Origin of the sequence: Franconibacter sp. IITDAS19 (genome assembly GCF_023079515.1) — a bacterium.
In the GTDB taxonomy this organism is placed as follows: Bacteria; Pseudomonadota; Gammaproteobacteria; order Enterobacterales; family Enterobacteriaceae; genus Franconibacter; species Franconibacter pulveris.
In genome coordinates, this window is sequence record NZ_JALJCP010000004.1 from 37,762 (window position 1) to 56,564 (window position 18,803).

Below are 18,803 nucleotides of genomic sequence, written 5' to 3' on the forward strand. Positions count from 1 at the left end.
GTCGGATGCGCGGCGAGTCAGGGTTTGCCCTTCAACCAGGCTCTCTCCCTGCCGGGTAAGGGGGAAAGCGCGCAGGCCGAAGCTTTACTCATCTCGCTCGCCAGCCGGTTCCCTCTCCCCGCCGGGGAGAGGGGCGCAGGTTTACTCTTCGCCGTTCATCCCGGCGCGGTTGAGCAGGAACTGCGACAGCAGCGCTACCGGACGGCCGGTCGCGCCTTTGGCTTTGCCGGAACGCCAGGCGGTGCCCGCGATATCCAGATGCGCCCAGTTGTACTTGCGGGCAAAGCGCGACAGGAAGCAGCCTGCGGTAATCGCCCCGCCAGGACGCCCGCCGATGTTCGCCATATCCGCGAAGTTCGACTCCAGCTGCTCCTGGAACTCGTCGGCCAGCGGCAGGCGCCACGCGCGGTCGCCCGCCTGTTCAGAGGCGCCGATAAGCTCATGCGCCAGCGGGTTATGGTTAGACATCAGCCCGGTGATGTGGTGCCCCAGCGCAATCACGCAGGCGCCGGTTAGCGTCGCCACGTCGATAACCGCTTCCGGATCGAAACGCTCTACGTAGGTCAGCACGTCGCACAGCACCAGACGGCCTTCGGCGTCGGTGTTCAGCACCTCTACCGTCTGGCCGGACATGGTGGTCAGCACGTCGCCTGGACGATAAGCGCGCCCGCCTGGCATGTTCTCACAGCCCGCCAGCACGCCGATGACGTTCAGCGGCAGCTGCAGCTCCGCCACCATACGCATCACACCGTAAACCGCCGCCGCGCCGCACATGTCGTACTTCATCTCATCCATCCCTTCGGCGGGCTTGATGGAGATGCCGCCGGAGTCGAAGGTCAGCCCTTTGCCTACCAGCACGATAGGGCGGGCGTCCGGCTCGCTGCTGCCTTTATATTCCATCACCGACATTAGCGATTCGTTCTGCGAGCCTGCGCCTACCGCCAGGTAGGAGTGCATGCCGAGCTCTTTCATCTGCTGCTCGCCAATCACGCGAGTGACGACATTTTTGCTGTAAGCATCCGCTAACTGGCGTGCCTGAGAGGCGAGGTAGGCGGCGTTGCAGATGTTCGGCGGCATATTGCCGAGATCTTTCGCCGCCTTGATGCCGGCGGCGATAGCCAGACCGTGCTGAATGGCGCGCTCGCCGCTGGTGAGCTCGCGGCGGGTCGGCACGTTGAAGACCATTTTACGCAGCGGACGACGGGGCTCGCTTTTGTTGGTTTTCAGCTGGTCGAAGCTGTAAAGGGTCTCTTTCGCCGTTTCCACCGCCTGGCGCACTTTCCAGTAGGTGTTGCGGCCTTTAACGTGCAGCTCGGTAAGGAAACAGACCGCTTCCATTGAACCGGTATCATTCAGCGTATTAATGGTTTTCTGAATGACCTGCTTATACTGGCGCTCGTCGAGTTCGCGCTCTTTGCCGCAACCAATGAGCAAAATGCGCTCGGACAGCACGTTGGGCACGTGATGAAGCAACAAGGTTTGTCCCGCTTTCCCTTCCAGTTCGCCGCGGCGGAGCAGGGCGCTGATATAGCCGTCGCTGATCTTATCGAGTTGTTCGGCTATCGGAGAAAGGCGGCGCGGTTCAAACACGCCCACAACGATGCAGGCGCTCCGCTGCTTTTCCGGGCTTCCGCTTTTTACACTGAACTCCATGCACTACGCTCCTGAATCTTAAAGACAACGGCAGCGGCTGCGGATAGAATTGAACGCTTTCGTAACGCTTGCTCCGCTGTTGCGATGACTTCGTGTTAATCTTAACGAGTATTGTTATGGTTCGGCGCGTCGCCAACCCCTTGAGCACAGGTCCGCTGAGTATCATCTTAGCGACGCTTTCGAAGACTCAAGAGGATAAATGACGTTTAAGCCATGAAACAAGCGATTTTCCTGCAAAAAGACTCGTATTCACAGGCGTATTTAATGTGATAATCATAAGATATCTGGTCCGGGAGACGCTCAAAAGCCAGTTCGCGATCCTCTTCATCCTGCTCTTGATCTTCTTTTGCCAGAAGCTAGTGAGGATTCTGGGCGCGGCGGTAGATGGCGAAATCCCGACAAATCTGGTCCTCTCCTTGTTAGGCCTGGGCGTGCCTGAAATGGCGCAGCTCATCCTGCCGTTAAGCCTTTTTCTCGCCCTGCTGATGACGCTCGGCAGGCTCTATACCGAAAGTGAAATTACCGTCATGCACGCCTGCGGCCTCAGCAAAGCCGTGCTGGTGAAGGCGGCCATGATCCTGGCGCTCTTCACCAGTCTTATTGCTGCGGTGAATGTGATGTGGGCGGGCCCGTGGTCCTCGCGCCACCAGGATGAAGTGCTGGCGGAGGCGAAAGCGAACCCCGGCATGGCGGCGCTGGCGCAGGGGCAGTTCCAGCAGGCGACCGACGGCAACGCCGTGCTCTTTATCGAGAGCGTGGACGGCAGCAACTTCAACAACGTTTTCATGGCGCAGCTGCGGCCAAAAGGCAACGCCCGCCCGTCGGTGGTGGTGGCGGATTCCGGTCACCTTTCCCAGCGTAAAGACGGCTCGCAGGTGGTAACGCTCAACCAGGGCACCCGTTTTGAAGGCACCGCGCTGCTGCGCGACTTCCGCATTACCGACTTCCAGGATTACCAGGCGATTGTCGGCCATCAGACGGTCGCGCTGGACCCGAGCGACGCCGAGCAGATGGACATGCGCGCGCTGCTGCAGTCTGATAAAAACTCGGCCCGCGCGGAGCTGCACTGGCGCCTGACGCTGGTCTTTGCTGTGGTGGTCATGGCGCTGATGGTGGTGCCGCTTTCGGTGGTCAACCCGCGCCAGGGCCGCGTGCTTTCAATGCTGCCCGCGATGCTGCTCTACCTCGTCTTCTTCCTGTTGCAGACGTCGCTGCGCTCTAACGGCGCGAAGGGCAAGCTGGACCCGCTTATCTGGATGTGGGCAGTGAACCTGCTGTATCTGGCGCTGGCGGTGGGCCTGAACCTGTGGGATACCGTGCCGGTGCGCCGCATTCGCGCCCGTTTTGCGCGTCGGGGGTTAATCGATGCTGGGATTTAGCGTACTCGACCGGTATATCGGCCGGACTATCTTTAACACCATCATGATGACGCTCTTCATGCTGGTGTCGCTCTCGGGCATCATCAAGTTTGTCGACCAGCTGAAAAGGGCCGGTCAGGGCAACTACTCCGCCATGGGCGCAGGGTTCTATACCATCCTCAGCGTGCCGAAAGACATTCAGATCTTCTTCCCGATGGCGGCGCTGCTTGGCGCGCTGCTGGGGCTGGGGATGCTGGCGCAGCGCAGCGAGCTGGTGGTGATGCAGGCCTCGGGCTTCACCCGCATGCAGGTGGCGCTCTCGGTGATGAAAACCGCCATTCCGCTGGTGCTGTTGACCATGGCGATTGGCGAGTGGGTAGCGCCGCAGGGCGAGCAGATGGCGCGCAACTACCGCGCGCAGATGATGTACGGCAACTCGCTGCTCTCCACGCAGCAGGGGCTGTGGGCGAAAGATGGCAACAATTTCGTCTACATCCAGAACGTGAAGGGCGAGAACGAGCTGGGCGGCGTGAGCATTTACGCTTTTAACGACCAGCGCCGTTTGCAGTCTGTGCGCTACGCCGCCACGGCGACTTTCGACCCGCAGCAAAAGGCCTGGCGCCTTTCACAGGTGGATGAGTCCAACCTCAGCGACCCGAAACAGATTACCGGTTCGCAGACGGTAACCGGCACCTGGAAAACCAACCTGACGCCGGACAAGCTCGGCGTGGTGGCGCTGGACCCGGACGCGCTCTCGATAACGGGGCTTCGCGACTACGTGAAGTACCTGAAATCGAGCGGTCAGGACGCCAGCCGTTATCAGCTCAACATGTGGAGCAAAATCTTCCAGCCGCTGTCGGTGGCGGTGATGATGCTGATGGCGCTCTCCTTCATCTTTGGCCCGCTACGCAGCGTGCCGATGGGGGTGCGCGTTATCACCGGCATCAGCTTCGGCTTCCTGTTCTACGTGCTGGACCAGATCTTCGGCCCGCTGAGCCTGGTGTATAACATTCCGCCTATCCTGGGCGCCCTGTTGCCAAGCGCGAGCTTCTTCCTGATAAGCTTCTGGCTGCTGATGCGGCGCGCCTGACGGCTTGCGGCTTCCCCCTCTGCGGAGGGGGAAGTGCTTACTAACATTTTTCACCCCCTTCAGCATGGACGCCGGATGAAACGGATAGCTGCTTTTCTTTTCGCCTTCTTTAACCGCCTGATGTTCGCCTTCGACTCCCTCATTCTGGTGCTGATAGTGGGCGCGTGCTTCTGGCTTAAAAACCTTCAGCAGATCCTGTGGTTTGAGGCGGGTACGCTTGGGCTGTTTACGCTGCTTTTCTTGCTTACCGGACGCTGGGCGGCCCGGCGCAGCCTCGCGGTGGGGACGGTGCGGCGCGGTTCGCCGCAGGAGAAAGACGCCGATAAGGTGCTGCGTATTTTTAGCCTGGCGGAATGGCTGCTGGAGATGCTGCTCTACGCCATGCTGGGGTTCTTCATCATGAGCTTTTTTATGTTTGACGGGCGGTTTGGCTTCTGGCTGCATAACGGGCTGCTGGCGGCGCTGTGCATCGGCCTCTACTGCGCGGAGCGGTGGCTCGGCAGGGTTCGCAAACAGCGCGGCTACGGGGAGTACGGCCTGTAAGGCGCCATCTTATTTTGCGCCTGCATTCTCATACCTCTTTCTGATTCCGCGCGCTTCGTAATGCGAGGGCTGTCACACCGTCTATGCTTTCCCTACGGCTTACTTTTTAGCAGGAAACCATGTCCAGATTCTTCTTCAATGACCGCAAGCAGCTGGTCAACGACGCCATTGAGGGCGTTATCCTTAGCGCCCGCCACCATAACCTGACGCGTCTTGATATCGACCCCGCCATCCGCGTGGTGGTGCGCAGCGACTGGCACAAAAGCCGCGTGGCGGTGATTTCCGGCGGCGGCTCCGGCCATGAACCAGCGCACGTGGGGTTTGTCGGCAAAGGGATGCTGACCGCCGCCGTATGCGGCGACCTCTTCGCCTCGCCGAGCGTGGACGCCATTCTCAACGCCATTGTGGCGGTAACGGGCGACCGGGGCTGCCTGCTGGTGGTGAAAAACTACACCGGCGACCGCCTGAACTTCGGCCTCGCGGCGGAGAAAGCGAAGCGCTATGGCCTGAAAGTGGAGATGGTCATCGTCGCCGACGACATTGCGCTGCCGGACAACAAGCAGCCCCGCGGCATCGCCGGCACGGCGCTGGTGCACAAAATTGCGGGCTACGCCGCCGAGCAGGGGAAATCTTTAAGCGAGGTGCGTGAGATTGCCCAGCAGGCGTGCGACAGCGTCTGGAGCCTGGGCGTAGCGATGCAAACCTGCAACCTGCCAGGCGGCGGCGAAGAGGGGCGCATCAAGCCTGGCCACGTTGAGCTGGGGCTTGGCATTCACGGCGAACCGGGGGCGAGCACGGTAGAGAGCCACAACAGCCGCGAGATAATCGCCGAGCTGGCGGCGCGGTTGCAGGAGAAAGCGGGAACCGAAGCGCGCCTTGCGGTGCTTATCAACAACCTCGGCGGCGTTTCGGCGCTGGAGATGGCGCTGCTTACCAAAGAACTGGCGCATTCGGCGCTGAAAGACCAGATAGCCTACCTGATTGGCCCCGCACCGCTGGTGAGCGCGCTCGATATGAAAGGCTTCTCGCTTTCGGTTATCGCGCTGAACGAGACCTTCGAGCAGGCGCTGAAAGCCGACGTTGAGACCGTGGGCTGGCAGCCGCCGGTGGCCTTCGCGCCGATGCAGACCCAGCCGCACACGCCGCTTCGCGGCAGCGACGAGGCGACGCCTTCTGAGAACGCGCAGGTGCGCCAGAGCGTGAAGAGGGCCGTTGAAACGCTGATAAGCCTTGAAAACCGCCTGAACGCGCTGGACGCCAAAGTGGGGGACGGCGACACCGGCTCCACCTTCGCCGAAGGGGCGCGGGAGATAGCGCAACTGCTGGAGCAGAACCGCCTGCCGCTGAACGACACGGCCGCGCTGCTGCAACTTATCGGCGAACGGCTGGCGACGGTGATGGGCGGCTCCAGCGGCGTGCTGATGTCGATATTCTTCACCGCCGCGGGCCAGAGCGTGGCGGACGGCAAACCGCTGCCCGACGCGCTGCTCACCGGCCTTAAGCAGATGAAGCACTACGGCGGCGCGGATCTCGGCGACCGCACGCTTATCGACGCCCTGCAACCGGCGCTGGAAGCGCTGGCGAACGAAGGGCTGAGCGCGGCGATAGCGGCGGCGGAGAAAGGCGCGCAAGTGACGGCGGCGATGCACAAAGCCGGCGCGGGCCGCTCTTCTTACGTTAACCGCGAAAGCCTGGAAGGGGTGCAGGACCCGGGCGCGGTGGCCGTGGCGGAAGTGTTTAAAAAGTTGCAGTAGAAGACATTTTTCTTTGCCGGGAGAGGGCCGGGATGAGGGGGCAGGCTGCTCATGCGCTGAGCCTTACTCTCTCAGGATATATGCACGGGCGGTGAAAGATTCCGTTCGCCGGAGCGTTGTTTTCATATGCACCCTTCCTTCACGCGAACGTGTTAAGGGGGCTCGCCGCCGCCCCCTTAACCATCCCGGCTCCCGGCACGCAAAATCGACCCCTTCGGGGCAGACCTCCCGTTCTGTCATCTGGCTTCGGGTCGGCAGGACGGCAGTTACTCGGCCCATCCATGGGCCTCGCCCCTTCGGGGCCAACGCTTTGCGTTGTTCAAAAACGCTCCCGGCGTTTTTGTCCCTGCACCGACATGACCTCACGCCGGTTACTCGGCCCATCCATGGGCCTCGCCCCTTCGGGGCCAACGCTTTGCGTTATTCAAAAACGCTCCCGGCGTTTTTGTCCCTCCGGCGTGCCCCGGCCATCTGTCCGCCCGGAAGGCGATTTTGAGGCCGGATAAACGTCATCGCTGACAGGTTGATTACAACAGTCGTGGTGGTGTTGCTGTAAAGACGGAACAGTCTTCGTGGTTTGCAGGGTGAGCAAGCGCAACATTACTCGCCGGGTTTCCTCCCTCACCCCTTTGGGGAGAGGGTTGGGGGGAGGGGCGCAGGCTGTTCAGCGCCTGACACGGGCCAATGGATAACCCCTTCCCATCAACGCTTAACTCCCTCATGGCGGGTAAGCCCCCTCTCTTTTCGCCGCCCTGAACCGCCGTCCCGCTTCCCACCAGAATAGGGGGCGCAGCGCCAGCGCTTCGCTATGGTAACATCCTGTATTTACGCCACTAAACGTAAGCGGGCGGCCATGCCCGGCGGCATCCTGTATTGACGGAGCCACCCCGCAGAGGATTTACCATGAAAGACGCCTGGCTCTCCGCCTGCGATAACACCATTCAAACGTTTGTCAGGGATTCCACCCGCCTTGAACCCAACGCGCTGAAAGTCACACCCGTTGAGTACATCGACTTCCATTACCAGATTGGCCTGCGCCTTCTCTTTAAAGCGCAAACCTCAACGCTACACCAGGCCGGAGGTATTACCGCACACGCCGATACGCAGGTCTACCGCACGCGGCCTGATTACGAACGGGCGCTACAGGCCGAGACCAGCGCGGTACTGGCGCGGGACAAAACCCTGGACGACGCGCGGGCGACGCTGCTATCCAACCCCTACGGCGCCTGGCGCAAGGAAGAGGTGGTTTACTCGCATCCAACGCGAATTTGCCTGACGGACTCTTGCGACAGCTGCCGCGGCAAAGGCTCGGTAAACTGCCGCCATTGCAGCGGCTCGGGCAAGACCACCTGTCACAGCTGCAGCGGCAGTGGTCAGGTGATGCGCCAGCGCAGCTATTACGATCACTTCACCAAACAGAACCGCATTGAGCACTACTACGAGAGCTGCTCAGGCTGCACTGGCAGCGGCAGAGTGCGGTGCAGCAGCTGCGGCGGCTCGGGGGATGAGCGCTGCTCGCCCTGCAACGGCACCGGCGTGGTTTCACAGATTACCTCTATTGCGACGGTCGGCACCCCCGACTACCAGCTCATTTATCCGCAGGCCGACGTGCCCAATTTCATCCGCGAAGGCCTGTACAAAGCGGGCCTGCCGGAGCTTGCGAAGTATGGCAACGTCCAGCACGCGCAGGATGAGGTGGATTACGCCCGCCGCGACGTAACCGTGATATATGACGCAAGCCTCCCCTTTGGCCGCCTGGAAAGCCCGCTGCCGGAGGCCGACGAGCCGATTCGCTGGATCCTCTACGGCGTAACGCCGCACATTCTGGATGCCGGGCACGTGCTGCAGACGCTCTTAAAAAGCGACCTCGACATGCTGGTGCGCCAGGCGACGCCGGGCAAGCTGCTTAACCCGTGGGTCGCCCGCGCCAGCCGTAAAACGGTGAGAACGTTTATGGAATCTGAGGCGCACCAGGCGATGCTGGTGGAGAACAGCCGGGGCAAGAAGGGCGATATGCTTCGCGAAGCGCTGAACCGCGCCTTCGCCACGCCTTATCTTGATGAGGCGCTTACAAGCCTTGGGAACATCGTCGGGGCGGTGCAGCGCTGGTCGGTTATCAAGTGGGGGCTTTTCACCGCGCTGTTTATCTATCTGCTGGCGCCTGCGCTGGTGGTGTATCAGCAGCAGGGGGTGATGGATTTCGAGCGTGCGCGCATTTACCTCACCTTCCCGATACAGGCAGCAAGCACCGACCAGCTGCTTTATTCACTCAAGGCGGTGGCCATTCTGCACGGTTTGCCGATGGTGGCCGCCGCGCTATGCGGAACGGTACTGGGCTACCTGTGGCGACGCGGCTGGCTGGAGCGCCGCTTCGGCAAGCATCTGGCGGCCTGGAGCCTTGAGCAGAAGCGGGTGCGCAACCGCTGGGCTACCGGCACGCTGTTCACCCTGGCGGCCACCCTGCTGCTGTTTTACTTTTTCCCGGTCTGGATAACGCAGGACGAGATGCTGTTCGGCATGCTGCCGATGCACGACCTGTTCCGGCAGCTGGCGCAGCTAAGGTAACCGTGATGGCCGGTTTTGCGGGGTGAGGGGCATCTCAACAAAAAGGCGCCTTGCGGCGCCGTTGTCATCTTAAAAATCCGCTTTCAGCACCACGCGGTAACGGGCTTTGCCGTCGCGAACGTGTTGCAGCGCCTCGTTGATGCGCGACATCGGGAACTCTTCCGTCTGCGGCGCGACCTTCGCGCGGGCGGCGAACTTCATCAGCGAACGCAGCTCGTGCGGCGAGCCGGTGGCGGAGCCGGAGAGGCTGCGGTCGCCCTGGATAAGCGAGAACGCCGACACTTCGAACGGCTTCATCACCGCGCCGACGGTGTGGAAGTTGCCGCGCCAGGCCAGCGCCTGGAAGTAGGGCAGCCAGTCCAGCGACACGTTAACGGTATTGATGATGAGGTCGAACTGCCCGGCCAGCGCTTTCAGCGCTTCCGGGTCGCGGCTGTTGACCACGTTGTCGGCGCCCATCGCCCGCACTTCCTGCTCTTTAGACGGGTTGGAGCTGAACGCCGTCACCTCACAGCCCATGGCGTGCAGCAGCTTGATGGCGATATGGCCAAGGCCGCCGATGCCGATGACGCCCACGCGGCTGGTGGCGGTGATGTTGTGCATCAGCAGCGGTTTGAACACCGTGATGCCGCCGCACAGCAGCGGGCCTGCGGAGGCGGCGTCGATGCCTTCCGGCATCGGGATAACCCACTGCCAGTTGGCGCGCAGCTTATCGGCGAAGCCGCCGCGGTTGATGATGGTCGGCACGCTGCCCTGCTGGCAGTTTATCTGGTTGCCGCTGATGCAGGCGTCGCAGTGCTCGCAGCTAGACGCCGTCCAGCCGATGCCGACGCGCTGGCCCACCTTCAGGCCTTTGTTTTGCGCGCTTGCGCCCAGCGCGCTGACGCGGCCAATCACTTCGTGGCCGGCGATGAGCGGATAGGTCGACATGCCCCATTCGTTATCGATCATGGAAAGGTCGGAGTGGCAGATGCCGCAGTACTCAACCTCGACTTCCACATCCTCAGGCTTCAGTTCGCCTGCATCGTACTCATAGAGCTCAAGCGCGGCGCCCGCTTCATGAGCGGCGTAACTTTTGATGATGGTCATCCCGGTTTTCCTTTGTTGTGGTTAGCTCCGTGATTGTAGAACATTCACATGACAGAGGCTGTTCAGGCGCTGCGCATGGCTCGAAGTGTGAAAGTGGGGGATAGAAGGTAAGAGGCTGAAAAGGCAGTGGCGGTTTTTTCAGCACCTGATGACAAGGGTAGGGGATAAGGCTTGCGCAGGGGGTTGTAGCAGGTATAATCCCACACGTTTCCGCATCCCCTTCAGTGCCGAAGTGGCGAAATCGGTAGACGCAGTTGATTCAAAATCAACCGTAGAAATACGTGCCGGTTCGAGTCCGGCCTTCGGCACCAAGCGATGTGAGAAAAAGAAGCTGCCTCAGGGTGGCTTTTTTTATAATGATTAAAAAGTGGTTTAGTTTTATAATTCTTATAAATTTTATGGAGTTAGATTTAGTTAGGCCGGAACGCTTCCTGTTTATCTATTGTAGTTAATTAAGATATCTGCTATTAAACTTATACTCTTTATGACAATCAATGTTAATCATGTTGAGAAATTGAGGCAATGAAACAGATATTAAAAAACATATATTATCCCTTTATTGTTCTCCAGTTTAATAAAAGAGAATTCTTTGTTTGGTTTTTGTTTACTATTTTTTGTGGACAATTAGGAATAATAATAAATGTTATTATAAGGTATTATTATAAATCCATATCAATAAGTGATTCACTTTATATAGAAGGTGTGGCTGGTAGCTTTTATACATATTCTATCGCTTTAATAGCTTCTTCTTTAGGCCCAATGTTTATTCCATTCTTTTCTTCTAAAATTGAATTCAAAACATTAAAAGTCATCTCCATAATACTTATGTTTATGCTTTTGCTCTTTTCTGGAGTTATTTATTCCGCAGTTCAATTAAAATATATCACAGTAATACCCCTTTCAAACAAAGAGTTTAATCTTACTCAACCTTTTATTTATATAATTTCAGTTCTTTTGGCTGGGTATTCTTTTGGAGTTTTAAAATTAAATATTACTAAGCATGCTGATATTGATGATCCAAGCTACGATAAAAAAGACGATGATGTAGTTAGGCAAAGAAATAGAGAGGCATCCAACGTAACGCAGGATGGAAAAGGGGTTAAAGTATGAAGGCAAAATATATTGAAGTTAATCAGCCTATCGGAACTTTTTATTTATCTTCCGTTAAAGCTAATAAACTAATAAATATGGTTAGAGTTGAAAATAGGAACGATTTCGAATTTGGTGTACAAAGAGAAAGATCAACAAGCCGAGTTAATGAAATAGCTGAATATACTGGTGATCCTGACGCTACGTTTCCAACACCAATCATCATTGCAGTTGATCATACTACAGAGGTAAATAGTGATGAAAATTATTTCTATTTTGATAATGGAATAATTGGCGATGTAATCGATGGACAGCACCGTTTATGGGGCATAAAAAAATCAAAAAATGCAGATTTATTTGAACTACCAGTAGTGTTTATGTTCAATTTGACCAATGAAGAAAAAGCCTATGTTTTCTCAATTATAAATAGTAAACAAACAAAAGTAAATCCGTCATTAGTATATGATCTTTTTTCATTATCAGAAAATAGGAGTCCTCAAAAAACTTGTCATGAAATAGCACGCAGTATGAATAATGATAGAAAATCGCCTTTCTATAATAGATTAAAAATGTTAGGTAAAAAGAAAGAAGGGCAGGATAATGCCTCTATCTCTCAAAGCTCATTTATTAAATATTTGCTGCCGAACATAACAAAAAAAGCAGATGAAGACTTACGTGCACTTAAACGAGGGGAAAGTTTAACTGTTGATGATGACTGTATATTTCGTAATTATTTCATCGATGATAACGATGCGGTTATAATAAAAATATTAAATAACTTATTCAACGCTGTTAAAGATGTATTCTCAGCTGAGTGGAATGATCCGAAAACATCTAATATTTCTAAACTCCCTGGATATGCGGCAATAATGAAAGCTTTTCCTTTTATTTATGCTAAAGGCGTAAGGGAAGGTACTTTGGAGTATAAATTTATGTATGATAGCTTCGGTATCATAAAGCAAAAGCTTTATGACAAAGATATTTTTTTTACTGCAGCAAACTTGGGAACTAATGAAGCAGAGATAAATAAAATGGCAAACGAAATCAGAATTGCATTAACGCCATAAAAGTAATCGTTATTAATCAATTTAAAAGCTAATATTATAAATAATAAAAGCATATATTGTTTAGGATATACAAAATAGATTATTTAATAATGTTAAACAGCTGGTAAGGGGAACATATGAGTGATATAGAGATTGGATTTGATGCAGGACGTTTATGTGAAGCTATTGCTCGAATCGGATATGAGCCTGATTCGGCAATTATGGATATTGTTGATAATTCAGTATCTGCTAAAGCAAAAAATGTTTATATAACTTTATCTTTATTAGAAGGAAAAACTATTAAGCATAGAAATTCCGTTAAAATGTATCAAATAGTCGATGATGGCATTGGCATGGACGAAAAGGGAATTCAGCAAGCCTTTTCATTAGGAGCTAAAAGAAAATATGAAATAAATAGCCTGTCTAAATATGGACTAGGTTTGAAATCTGCGGGTTTATCTTTAGGAACTAGAATATCTATTATAAGCAAAAAAAATAATAAACTGACTGATAAGTATACTTTTGATAAAGATCTTATTGAAAAAAATAATAAATTTATGATAAATGTCAGCAAATTGAACAATACGGAAAAAGATACCTATGATGCTTTGATTCAAAATGATAGCGGAACCATCATTGAAATTGAAGGATGCGAAAGAGTTAATCATGCATCCCCTGATCTAACTCGCAATAAATTGAAAAAAAAACTAGGCGTTGTTTATTACTCATTTCTAAAAAATGATAAAAATAAGCTCGATATTTATATTAAAGTTAAGCCATATTTTCAAGAGATTGATTTCGAAAAAGTAGAACCAAAAGACTTTCTACATACTGATAGCCCAATTTTTAAAGAACATTGGTCGCCAGATAATTATGACTTCGTAAGCCCATATTTAGCAGTAAACGAGCCGTGGATCCTACACGATGTAAATGATAAAGCTTTACCAGCTATAAACGTCCAAGCAGTTGTTTTTCCTCAACGGAGTATGGCAACAACAAAATCTCCTTTAAATAAAAAGGACAAGGCGATTATATCTAACTATGAAATTTCAAAAGAAAATAGCGGGTTTTTTATCTATCGAAATGGCAGGTTAATCCGTTGGGGTGATGATCTGGGTGGTATGATTTCCAAAGATGACTTCAATATTAGAATCAGGCTTGATATCCAATCGGAGCATGATGATGTATTACATGTTGATGTTACGAAACAGCGCTTAGAAATTGATGATATACATTGGGAAAGGTTAAAGAATATAGTTTCTAAATCATTGCAAACAGCTAAGGAAGTTCGGGAACAATGTCAGCGTTTTATAAATCAATGTAAAGAGGGAGATGAAGGATTATCATTTTCATATACATTAGAAGGTGTAGCTGAAGACGATCCTGATGAAATAATTGGAACTAAACCCTCAGCTGAAGTTGTTGAAAGGAAAAAAATAAGCGCTGAGGAAAGCAAAATAATAATAAAAGAAATCAAGGAAGAAAGAGTAGCTTTTTCTGATAATGACGAAGATGAAATACTACATGACGAAGATGATATATTTAGGAAAATAAATTACTCTACCAATGTTCCATACGGATATGTTTGGAAGCCCTATCATGATGCTATCGAAGGGACCTTTGTAAATGTAAATAAAAATCATCCATATTATAGTGAGTTCTTAACAAGATTTTCAGAAAATAGTCTTGAAAGGTTATCTTTAGAAGCTATTATATTCTCAATTGGCCTCGCGGAAAATAATGTAAAACATAATTTTGATAATTTAGATAAAGAGACATTAGATAGCATATTTAGAAAATTCCATAAAAATATTAGTAACTGGCTTTCAGAATGGTCTGCGGAAAATTATAATTTAAAGAATGAGTGAATTATGATAATCAGCGGAATACTAACAGGAGAAATTAGTTCTTCTTATATTTATTTGATTAGCTATTCTCAATATATATATATAGGAGAAACTGGTAGCCATCCTGCCGTTAGATGGGGAAATCATCTTGGAAAACGAGGCACTTTTCTTGTTAACCTTTATGAAATGGAAGGTGAGCAGCTAAGTAGTGAAGAGGATATCTTTTTTATCAGTATAAAATGTAATGAAATTGACTGCGAGGACGTATATAAAAGAAAGATAGCAAGGCGAGCAGTTGAGGCTGAATTGCATAGGTCCTATGCTTTGAATCCAGATGTATTTGGTCCTGATTCTCGTATAATATCAAGACCTCCGTCCGATCCAGTATGGCAAAGCTTTAGATTTGATCCATGCACTATAGCGAAAGAAATTTATTCGGAAATATCAAAAAGATACCAAGAATGGAAGCTTAGCTAATTGTGTAGCTTAATAAATCATTATTTAAATACAATCATTTTTAAAACTGCCAAGTAAAATTTGCTTGGCAGTTTATTTATTCAATATATATAACTATTTAGATAAGGTTGCATAAGCTGTCAATACTTTCAACTCTATTCAAAAGATATGAAACCCCTCTGTGTAAATGTAACTTTACGAAGTAATCAGGATTAATATCTGAGGCTAAACTTCCATAATCTTGATATATCCTTTGCTTTATAATGGCAAGATAGGCTTCAGAGTATTCGCCGGTAAAAGTTTTCCAAGTCATCTCGATATTACTATCAGTAATAATATCTTCATGAGGGGGAACAGTTTTTTCTGCTAAGGATACACATAATGCCCAACGACAAAGGATATTCCAGTTCTCAATTCCTGTCCTTTTTTTTAAAGTAATAAGTTGCTGTTTGGCTTTTTCAGATAGCCTGATAATTTCTAAAGCCATTACTTTACCACCTCCAAATAACCAGGATGAAAAAAAGAACTATGATTACTTTCATCGTAATCAATATAATATTCTTTTGCGATATATGGCTTTAATTTATTATAGTATGAGCCTGAAATTTCCTCATCAGTTGAAAGAAGTATCACTTGCGATGCTGCTAATGGAAAGTACTTTTCAACTAAATTAGTTCTATGTTTTCCGTCAAGTCTACCCATAGGGGTATCAATAATAGTAGGAAGCTCTTTGCCAGAACAATCAGCAAGTCCCCATAAAATAGCAATAGCAAAAAGTTGTCTTTCGCCTGCAGATAACCTATCTGTAGAAAGTAGCTTCATATCTCGAGTGTATAAACTTATTGAAAAATCTACAGCATTGATTTTTAAACGTTCAATAAAATGATCTTTACGTTTTAGTTGATCAAATTTTGATTTGATTCTATTTTCCAATTTTGTAATATTTTCTTGAATCATTTGTTCATTAAAGTCATTTAAAATCAACTTTAAGGTGTCAATATGTTTTATAATTTGAGCTTGCCTTCTCTGCTCAAATGTTTCAGCATTTGTTCGCATTAAAAGCGATTCATATTTGCTTTTAATATTTTTTATTTTTGATTCAATTTCAAGTCGGTGCGATGCCGCTTGGCTAATACTATCATTGATTGTTTTAATTTTTTCTTCTTGTTTAGCGTTTTCTTCAATGATATGTTGTACATCTTTTAATTTTGGAATAGTTGCAAGTTTACGCTGTAATAGCGCTATATCATCTTGAATGTGACCTTTTTTTCGAAGTAAATCTGCTACGTTATTTTTGTCTTCATTAACTTTCTCAATAATATCTGAGATTGCTACATTAACATTATCAAGATAGCAGATTATATTTTGTTCTTGTTTAAGCTTTTCATTTTCGGATGCAATTTTATCTTTGATAATGGTCAACAGGTTGTTATCTGCAACGGCTTCGGAAATAATTAAAAGTAATTGCCCTTGTTGCTCTTTAATAATATTTTCAGCGTTCTTATAAGCATGAACTTTCTTTTCCTTTTTCAGCTGGGTTTCAGTAGCTCGAAGCAAATCTTCAATAAGGCCTAACGGGAGTACTCCCGATGTAATTTTAATTATCTCATGCTCAGTTTCAAAAAGATTTTTCTGTAGTATGGCTTTTGCTTCGTCTAATTTTTCTTTTAGCGATAGCTTGTCGGCTCCGCTAGAAGTAAGCATATTTTGGATTGACTCGTATTCTTCCTCTAACAAACCCTTGGTTTTGTAATATTCACCAAGCTTATCATTTACTTTCTCTTTATTTTTCTCCAGCTCTTGGATTTCTTTATTTAAAGTTTCAATTTGTGACAAATCAACTTGATTGAGTTGTTTCTCCTGTTTCCTTCTTCGAATTACGCTTAAATCATTTGATAGCTTTGATAATACTTCTAGACCTAGAAGCGCCTCGATTCCTGTTTTTAACAATTCAGCTGAACGTTTTGGATCAGCCAAAGTTTCTATTTTTTCGCCATCAAAAAAGAAAAGTTCCGAAATAGATTGGGGGATAAATTCATTAACGAAATCTTCCCAGTTGTCACTCAATAAATCATCACTAATGCCATTAAGTTTGACTACAGTTGTTTCGCGACATTCTTTCCCCTGATCTTTAGACCAGCTTCTTATTACTTCATAAGTATGTCTGTTTTGATTACTATCACCATGTCTAAATCTTAGAGAAATACTAGCTTCTTGCTTTTCTGCAAACCTATTGATATTTCTTTCAAGATATGCTGAATAACTCAATTTGCCTCTGTTTGAGCATTTAGCATGCTTACCATAGAGAGCTAACTGTAGAGCATCTAAAAAAGTGGTTTTTCCCGCACCATTGAGAGCTCCAATCAAAATAACAGGTTTAAAGGGATCGGGACTATCAAGGCAAACAATATGTTCGCCTTTATAAATCCCAAAATTATACAATTTTACTTCTTCAAATATCATATCAAATCTCTTGGATATCTATTTGTTCTAAATGAACATATTTATTTTCAAGAAGCGAAGCCTCAATTTTATCGTTTTCCCATAATAACTTCGCTTTCTCTTCAGCTTCGATATCATGCGAAGCAATTCTAAACTGGTTCTCAGTTAATTTTTTTTGTAATGCAAATTGACGTGCTTGATTGATATTTTCAAAAGCTGTTTTGTCAAGAGCTGACTCTAGTTGATCAAAAAGTTTAGAACGCCTTAACAAATTCTTATGCTTGTCGGCAATGGTTAGTAATTCTCGTACTTGCTCATATTTAAGCCCGTCTTCATCATTATACTCAGAGCATTTTTCTTTAAGCTTTTGCATAATTTTATGATTGAGAAGAGGATGCTCCTTAATTTGAACTCCAGGATAAGACTTACCTGTTACGGATTCATAAATAGAAGGAACATTGTCTTCTACTTCATTTTTTGTATTAACCCATAAATTCCTGATAGCCTCAAGATCTTCAATAGTAAGCAATTCGAGATCTTTTACTTCTGCAGGCCCCAGTTGTTGTACTTGAACTTGTGCTTCAAGAACTTTACGGAGCATATACTCGCGAAATGGCTGTCTATAGGGTCCACGCACTAGGTCAGCACCATATTCATTAATGTGAACAGTCAATGAACCATTCATGCGCCTAAAATCACGGCGATCTTTGTCGGCTTGTATTTTTTTACTTTTTAGCTCTTTATTTGAATCGTTGATATCGATTTCATTCCGAAGTTTAAGAAGAGGTAACATCCATTCTTTTTCACTATCGTTTTGAATCATTGCAGCCATTGATTTATCTTCACCAACCATGGTGCATACATAACAGCCGAAACGGCTATCACCACAACTTGGTGTTGATTTATCAACGACTAAGGGGCATTCACCATCTTCAGTGGCACCTTGATACATTGTTAATAATTCTTGGTTTTTAAATCCCCAAGGATTTTTTTCCTGCATCAAATACTGCCAAACATCATCATTACTCCACGTACTTACGGGAGTGTAAACCCACACTCGGTCAAGTTCTTTGTTGACCGATAAACCTACCGCACGTCGGGTATTGTCAGCGCGGTTTTCATAAACTTCCATGGTAGCAGCACGGACGCTGCTTTCTGCTTTACGCGTACCTAGTACTAAAATAGCTTCGCCATTCTTCTTTACAACATTTTTAATGAAGTTATTAGAAGGACTGATTTTTAAGCGATCCGTGCACCATCTGAATTTGTAACGTGGCGCAGGATAGCCGCGTCCAATCAAGTTAACCCAATAGCGATCATTTACTTCAGGAGTTAACCGATGCGGGAAAATGGGTAATTTTTGCTCATCAACCGCCTTTTGCATTTGTTTCAGTGAGCGGTTAACCCAGAGAGCTACTATAGGGTTTTCGACTAAGGTATCCGTACTTATGACGTGCACTGCCTTGTTAGCCTTATCTTCGATTTTTAGCTCCTGAAGAGCACACCAGATAAGCTGGAGCACTGCAGTAGAATCTTTGCCACCGCTATACCCAACTACCCATGGGATATCATCGCTTAGATAAAGCTCTTTGGTTTGCTCAAGTAGCTCCCTGATAGTGTTCTTGAACCCTGCAGCTGCAAAGGCCGACTTATTTGGTTGAAATGTGTCAATAGTCATTTTTAACCTTTAGTTTCTTAGGGATTCACGAATGGATAATGTAAGAGGAATGATAAGCATGCCGTGGTATTGCCAAGCATTAGGATTAGTAACCTCTTGAACATAATGGATATGTTCTCGATTTACGTGTTGTCTGCTTACACATTTTTTCATACTCCCTTTTCTGCACTTCGAAGGGCAAACGTGCAAGTTA

General features: G+C 48.7%; 14 protein-coding genes and 1 tRNA gene. 10 read left to right on the plus strand and 5 right to left on the minus strand.

The genetic code is table 11. From position 1 onward, the window contains the following. Positions 1-141: 141 nt before the first annotated feature. Positions 142-1,653: a leucyl aminopeptidase gene (gene pepA, locus MT962_RS12930; RefSeq protein ID WP_024556562.1), complete on the minus strand. Its 1,512-nt coding sequence runs from the start codon at positions 1,651-1,653 to the stop codon at positions 142-144. A 266-nt stretch (positions 1,654-1,919) separates the two neighbouring features. On the opposite strand from pepA, the gene lptF reads away from it, so the two are divergent. The 5 genes from lptF (at position 1,920) to MT962_RS12955 (ending at position 8,963) form a co-directional block, all read left to right on the plus strand. Next, the gene (gene lptF / locus MT962_RS12935) at positions 1,920-3,032 is read left to right on the plus strand and encodes an LPS export ABC transporter permease LptF (protein WP_024556561.1); all 1,113 of its coding nucleotides are present in this window, start codon (positions 1,920-1,922) and stop codon (positions 3,030-3,032) included. Further along, positions 3,019-4,101, plus strand: coding sequence for an LPS export ABC transporter permease LptG (gene lptG, locus MT962_RS12940; RefSeq protein ID WP_024556560.1), 1,083 nt, complete (start codon positions 3,019-3,021; stop codon positions 4,099-4,101). The genes lptF and lptG overlap by 14 nt, the downstream gene beginning before the upstream one ends. A 75-nt stretch (positions 4,102-4,176) precedes the next feature. Beyond that, complete coding sequence (locus MT962_RS12945) at positions 4,177-4,644, plus strand: hypothetical protein (RefSeq protein ID WP_024560502.1); 468 nt, start codon at positions 4,177-4,179, stop codon at positions 4,642-4,644. A 119-nt stretch (positions 4,645-4,763) separates the two neighbouring features. Continuing rightward, positions 4,764-6,398, plus strand: coding sequence for a dihydroxyacetone kinase subunit DhaK (locus tag MT962_RS12950; protein WP_247365797.1), 1,635 nt, complete (start codon positions 4,764-4,766; stop codon positions 6,396-6,398). A 903-nt stretch (positions 6,399-7,301) separates the two neighbouring features. Further along, on the plus strand, positions 7,302-8,963 hold the full coding sequence (locus MT962_RS12955) for a hypothetical protein (RefSeq protein WP_247365798.1): 1,662 nt from the start codon (positions 7,302-7,304) through the stop codon (positions 8,961-8,963). Positions 8,964-9,032: 69 nt separating this feature from the next. Here the strand turns inward: MT962_RS12955 and MT962_RS12960 are convergent, their stop codons facing one another. Continuing rightward, positions 9,033-10,052 carry an NAD(P)-dependent alcohol dehydrogenase gene (locus MT962_RS12960; protein WP_024556556.1) on the minus strand — a complete coding sequence of 340 codons (1,020 nt, stop codon included), beginning with the start codon at positions 10,050-10,052 and terminating at the stop codon, positions 9,033-9,035. Between the two features lie 226 nt (positions 10,053-10,278). Between MT962_RS12960 and MT962_RS12965 the strand changes: the two genes are divergently transcribed. From MT962_RS12965 to MT962_RS12985, 5 genes are all read left to right on the plus strand, one after another. Further along, positions 10,279-10,363 (plus strand) — tRNA-Leu (locus MT962_RS12965). Between the two features lie 211 nt (positions 10,364-10,574). After that, positions 10,575-11,162 (plus strand): hypothetical protein, encoded by a 588-nt coding sequence (locus MT962_RS12970; protein WP_247365799.1) that lies wholly within the window; start codon positions 10,575-10,577, stop codon positions 11,160-11,162. Continuing rightward, positions 11,159-12,208 (plus strand): DGQHR domain-containing protein, encoded by a 1,050-nt coding sequence (locus MT962_RS12975; protein WP_247365801.1) that lies wholly within the window; start codon positions 11,159-11,161, stop codon positions 12,206-12,208. Before MT962_RS12970 ends, MT962_RS12975 begins: the two co-directional genes overlap by 4 nt. Before the next feature lie 116 nt (positions 12,209-12,324). Then, a complete protein-coding gene (locus MT962_RS12980; protein WP_247365803.1) occupies positions 12,325-14,055 on the plus strand; it encodes an ATP-binding protein in 1,731 nt (576 codons plus the stop codon). Between the two features lie 3 nt (positions 14,056-14,058). Beyond that, the gene (locus tag MT962_RS12985) at positions 14,059-14,511 is read left to right on the plus strand and encodes a hypothetical protein (protein ID WP_247365805.1); all 453 of its coding nucleotides are present in this window, start codon (positions 14,059-14,061) and stop codon (positions 14,509-14,511) included. A 97-nt stretch (positions 14,512-14,608) separates the two neighbouring features. Here the strand turns inward: MT962_RS12985 and dndE are convergent, their stop codons facing one another. From dndE to dndC, 3 genes are read right to left on the minus strand one after another with little or no spacing between them, the layout of a single operon-like run. Beyond that, positions 14,609-14,977, minus strand: coding sequence for a DNA sulfur modification protein DndE (gene dndE, locus MT962_RS12990; protein ID WP_247365806.1), 369 nt, complete (start codon positions 14,975-14,977; stop codon positions 14,609-14,611). Next, positions 14,977-16,953, minus strand: a complete 1,977-nt coding sequence (dndD, locus tag MT962_RS12995) for a DNA sulfur modification protein DndD (RefSeq protein WP_247365807.1) — start codon at positions 16,951-16,953, stop codon at positions 14,977-14,979. Before dndD ends, dndE begins: the two co-directional genes overlap by 1 nt. Before the next feature lies 1 nt (position 16,954). Continuing rightward, entirely contained in the window at positions 16,955-18,610 is a 1,656-nt protein-coding gene (dndC, locus tag MT962_RS13000) for a DNA phosphorothioation system sulfurtransferase DndC (protein WP_247365808.1), read from the minus strand. Positions 18,611-18,803: the final 193 nt, after the last annotated feature.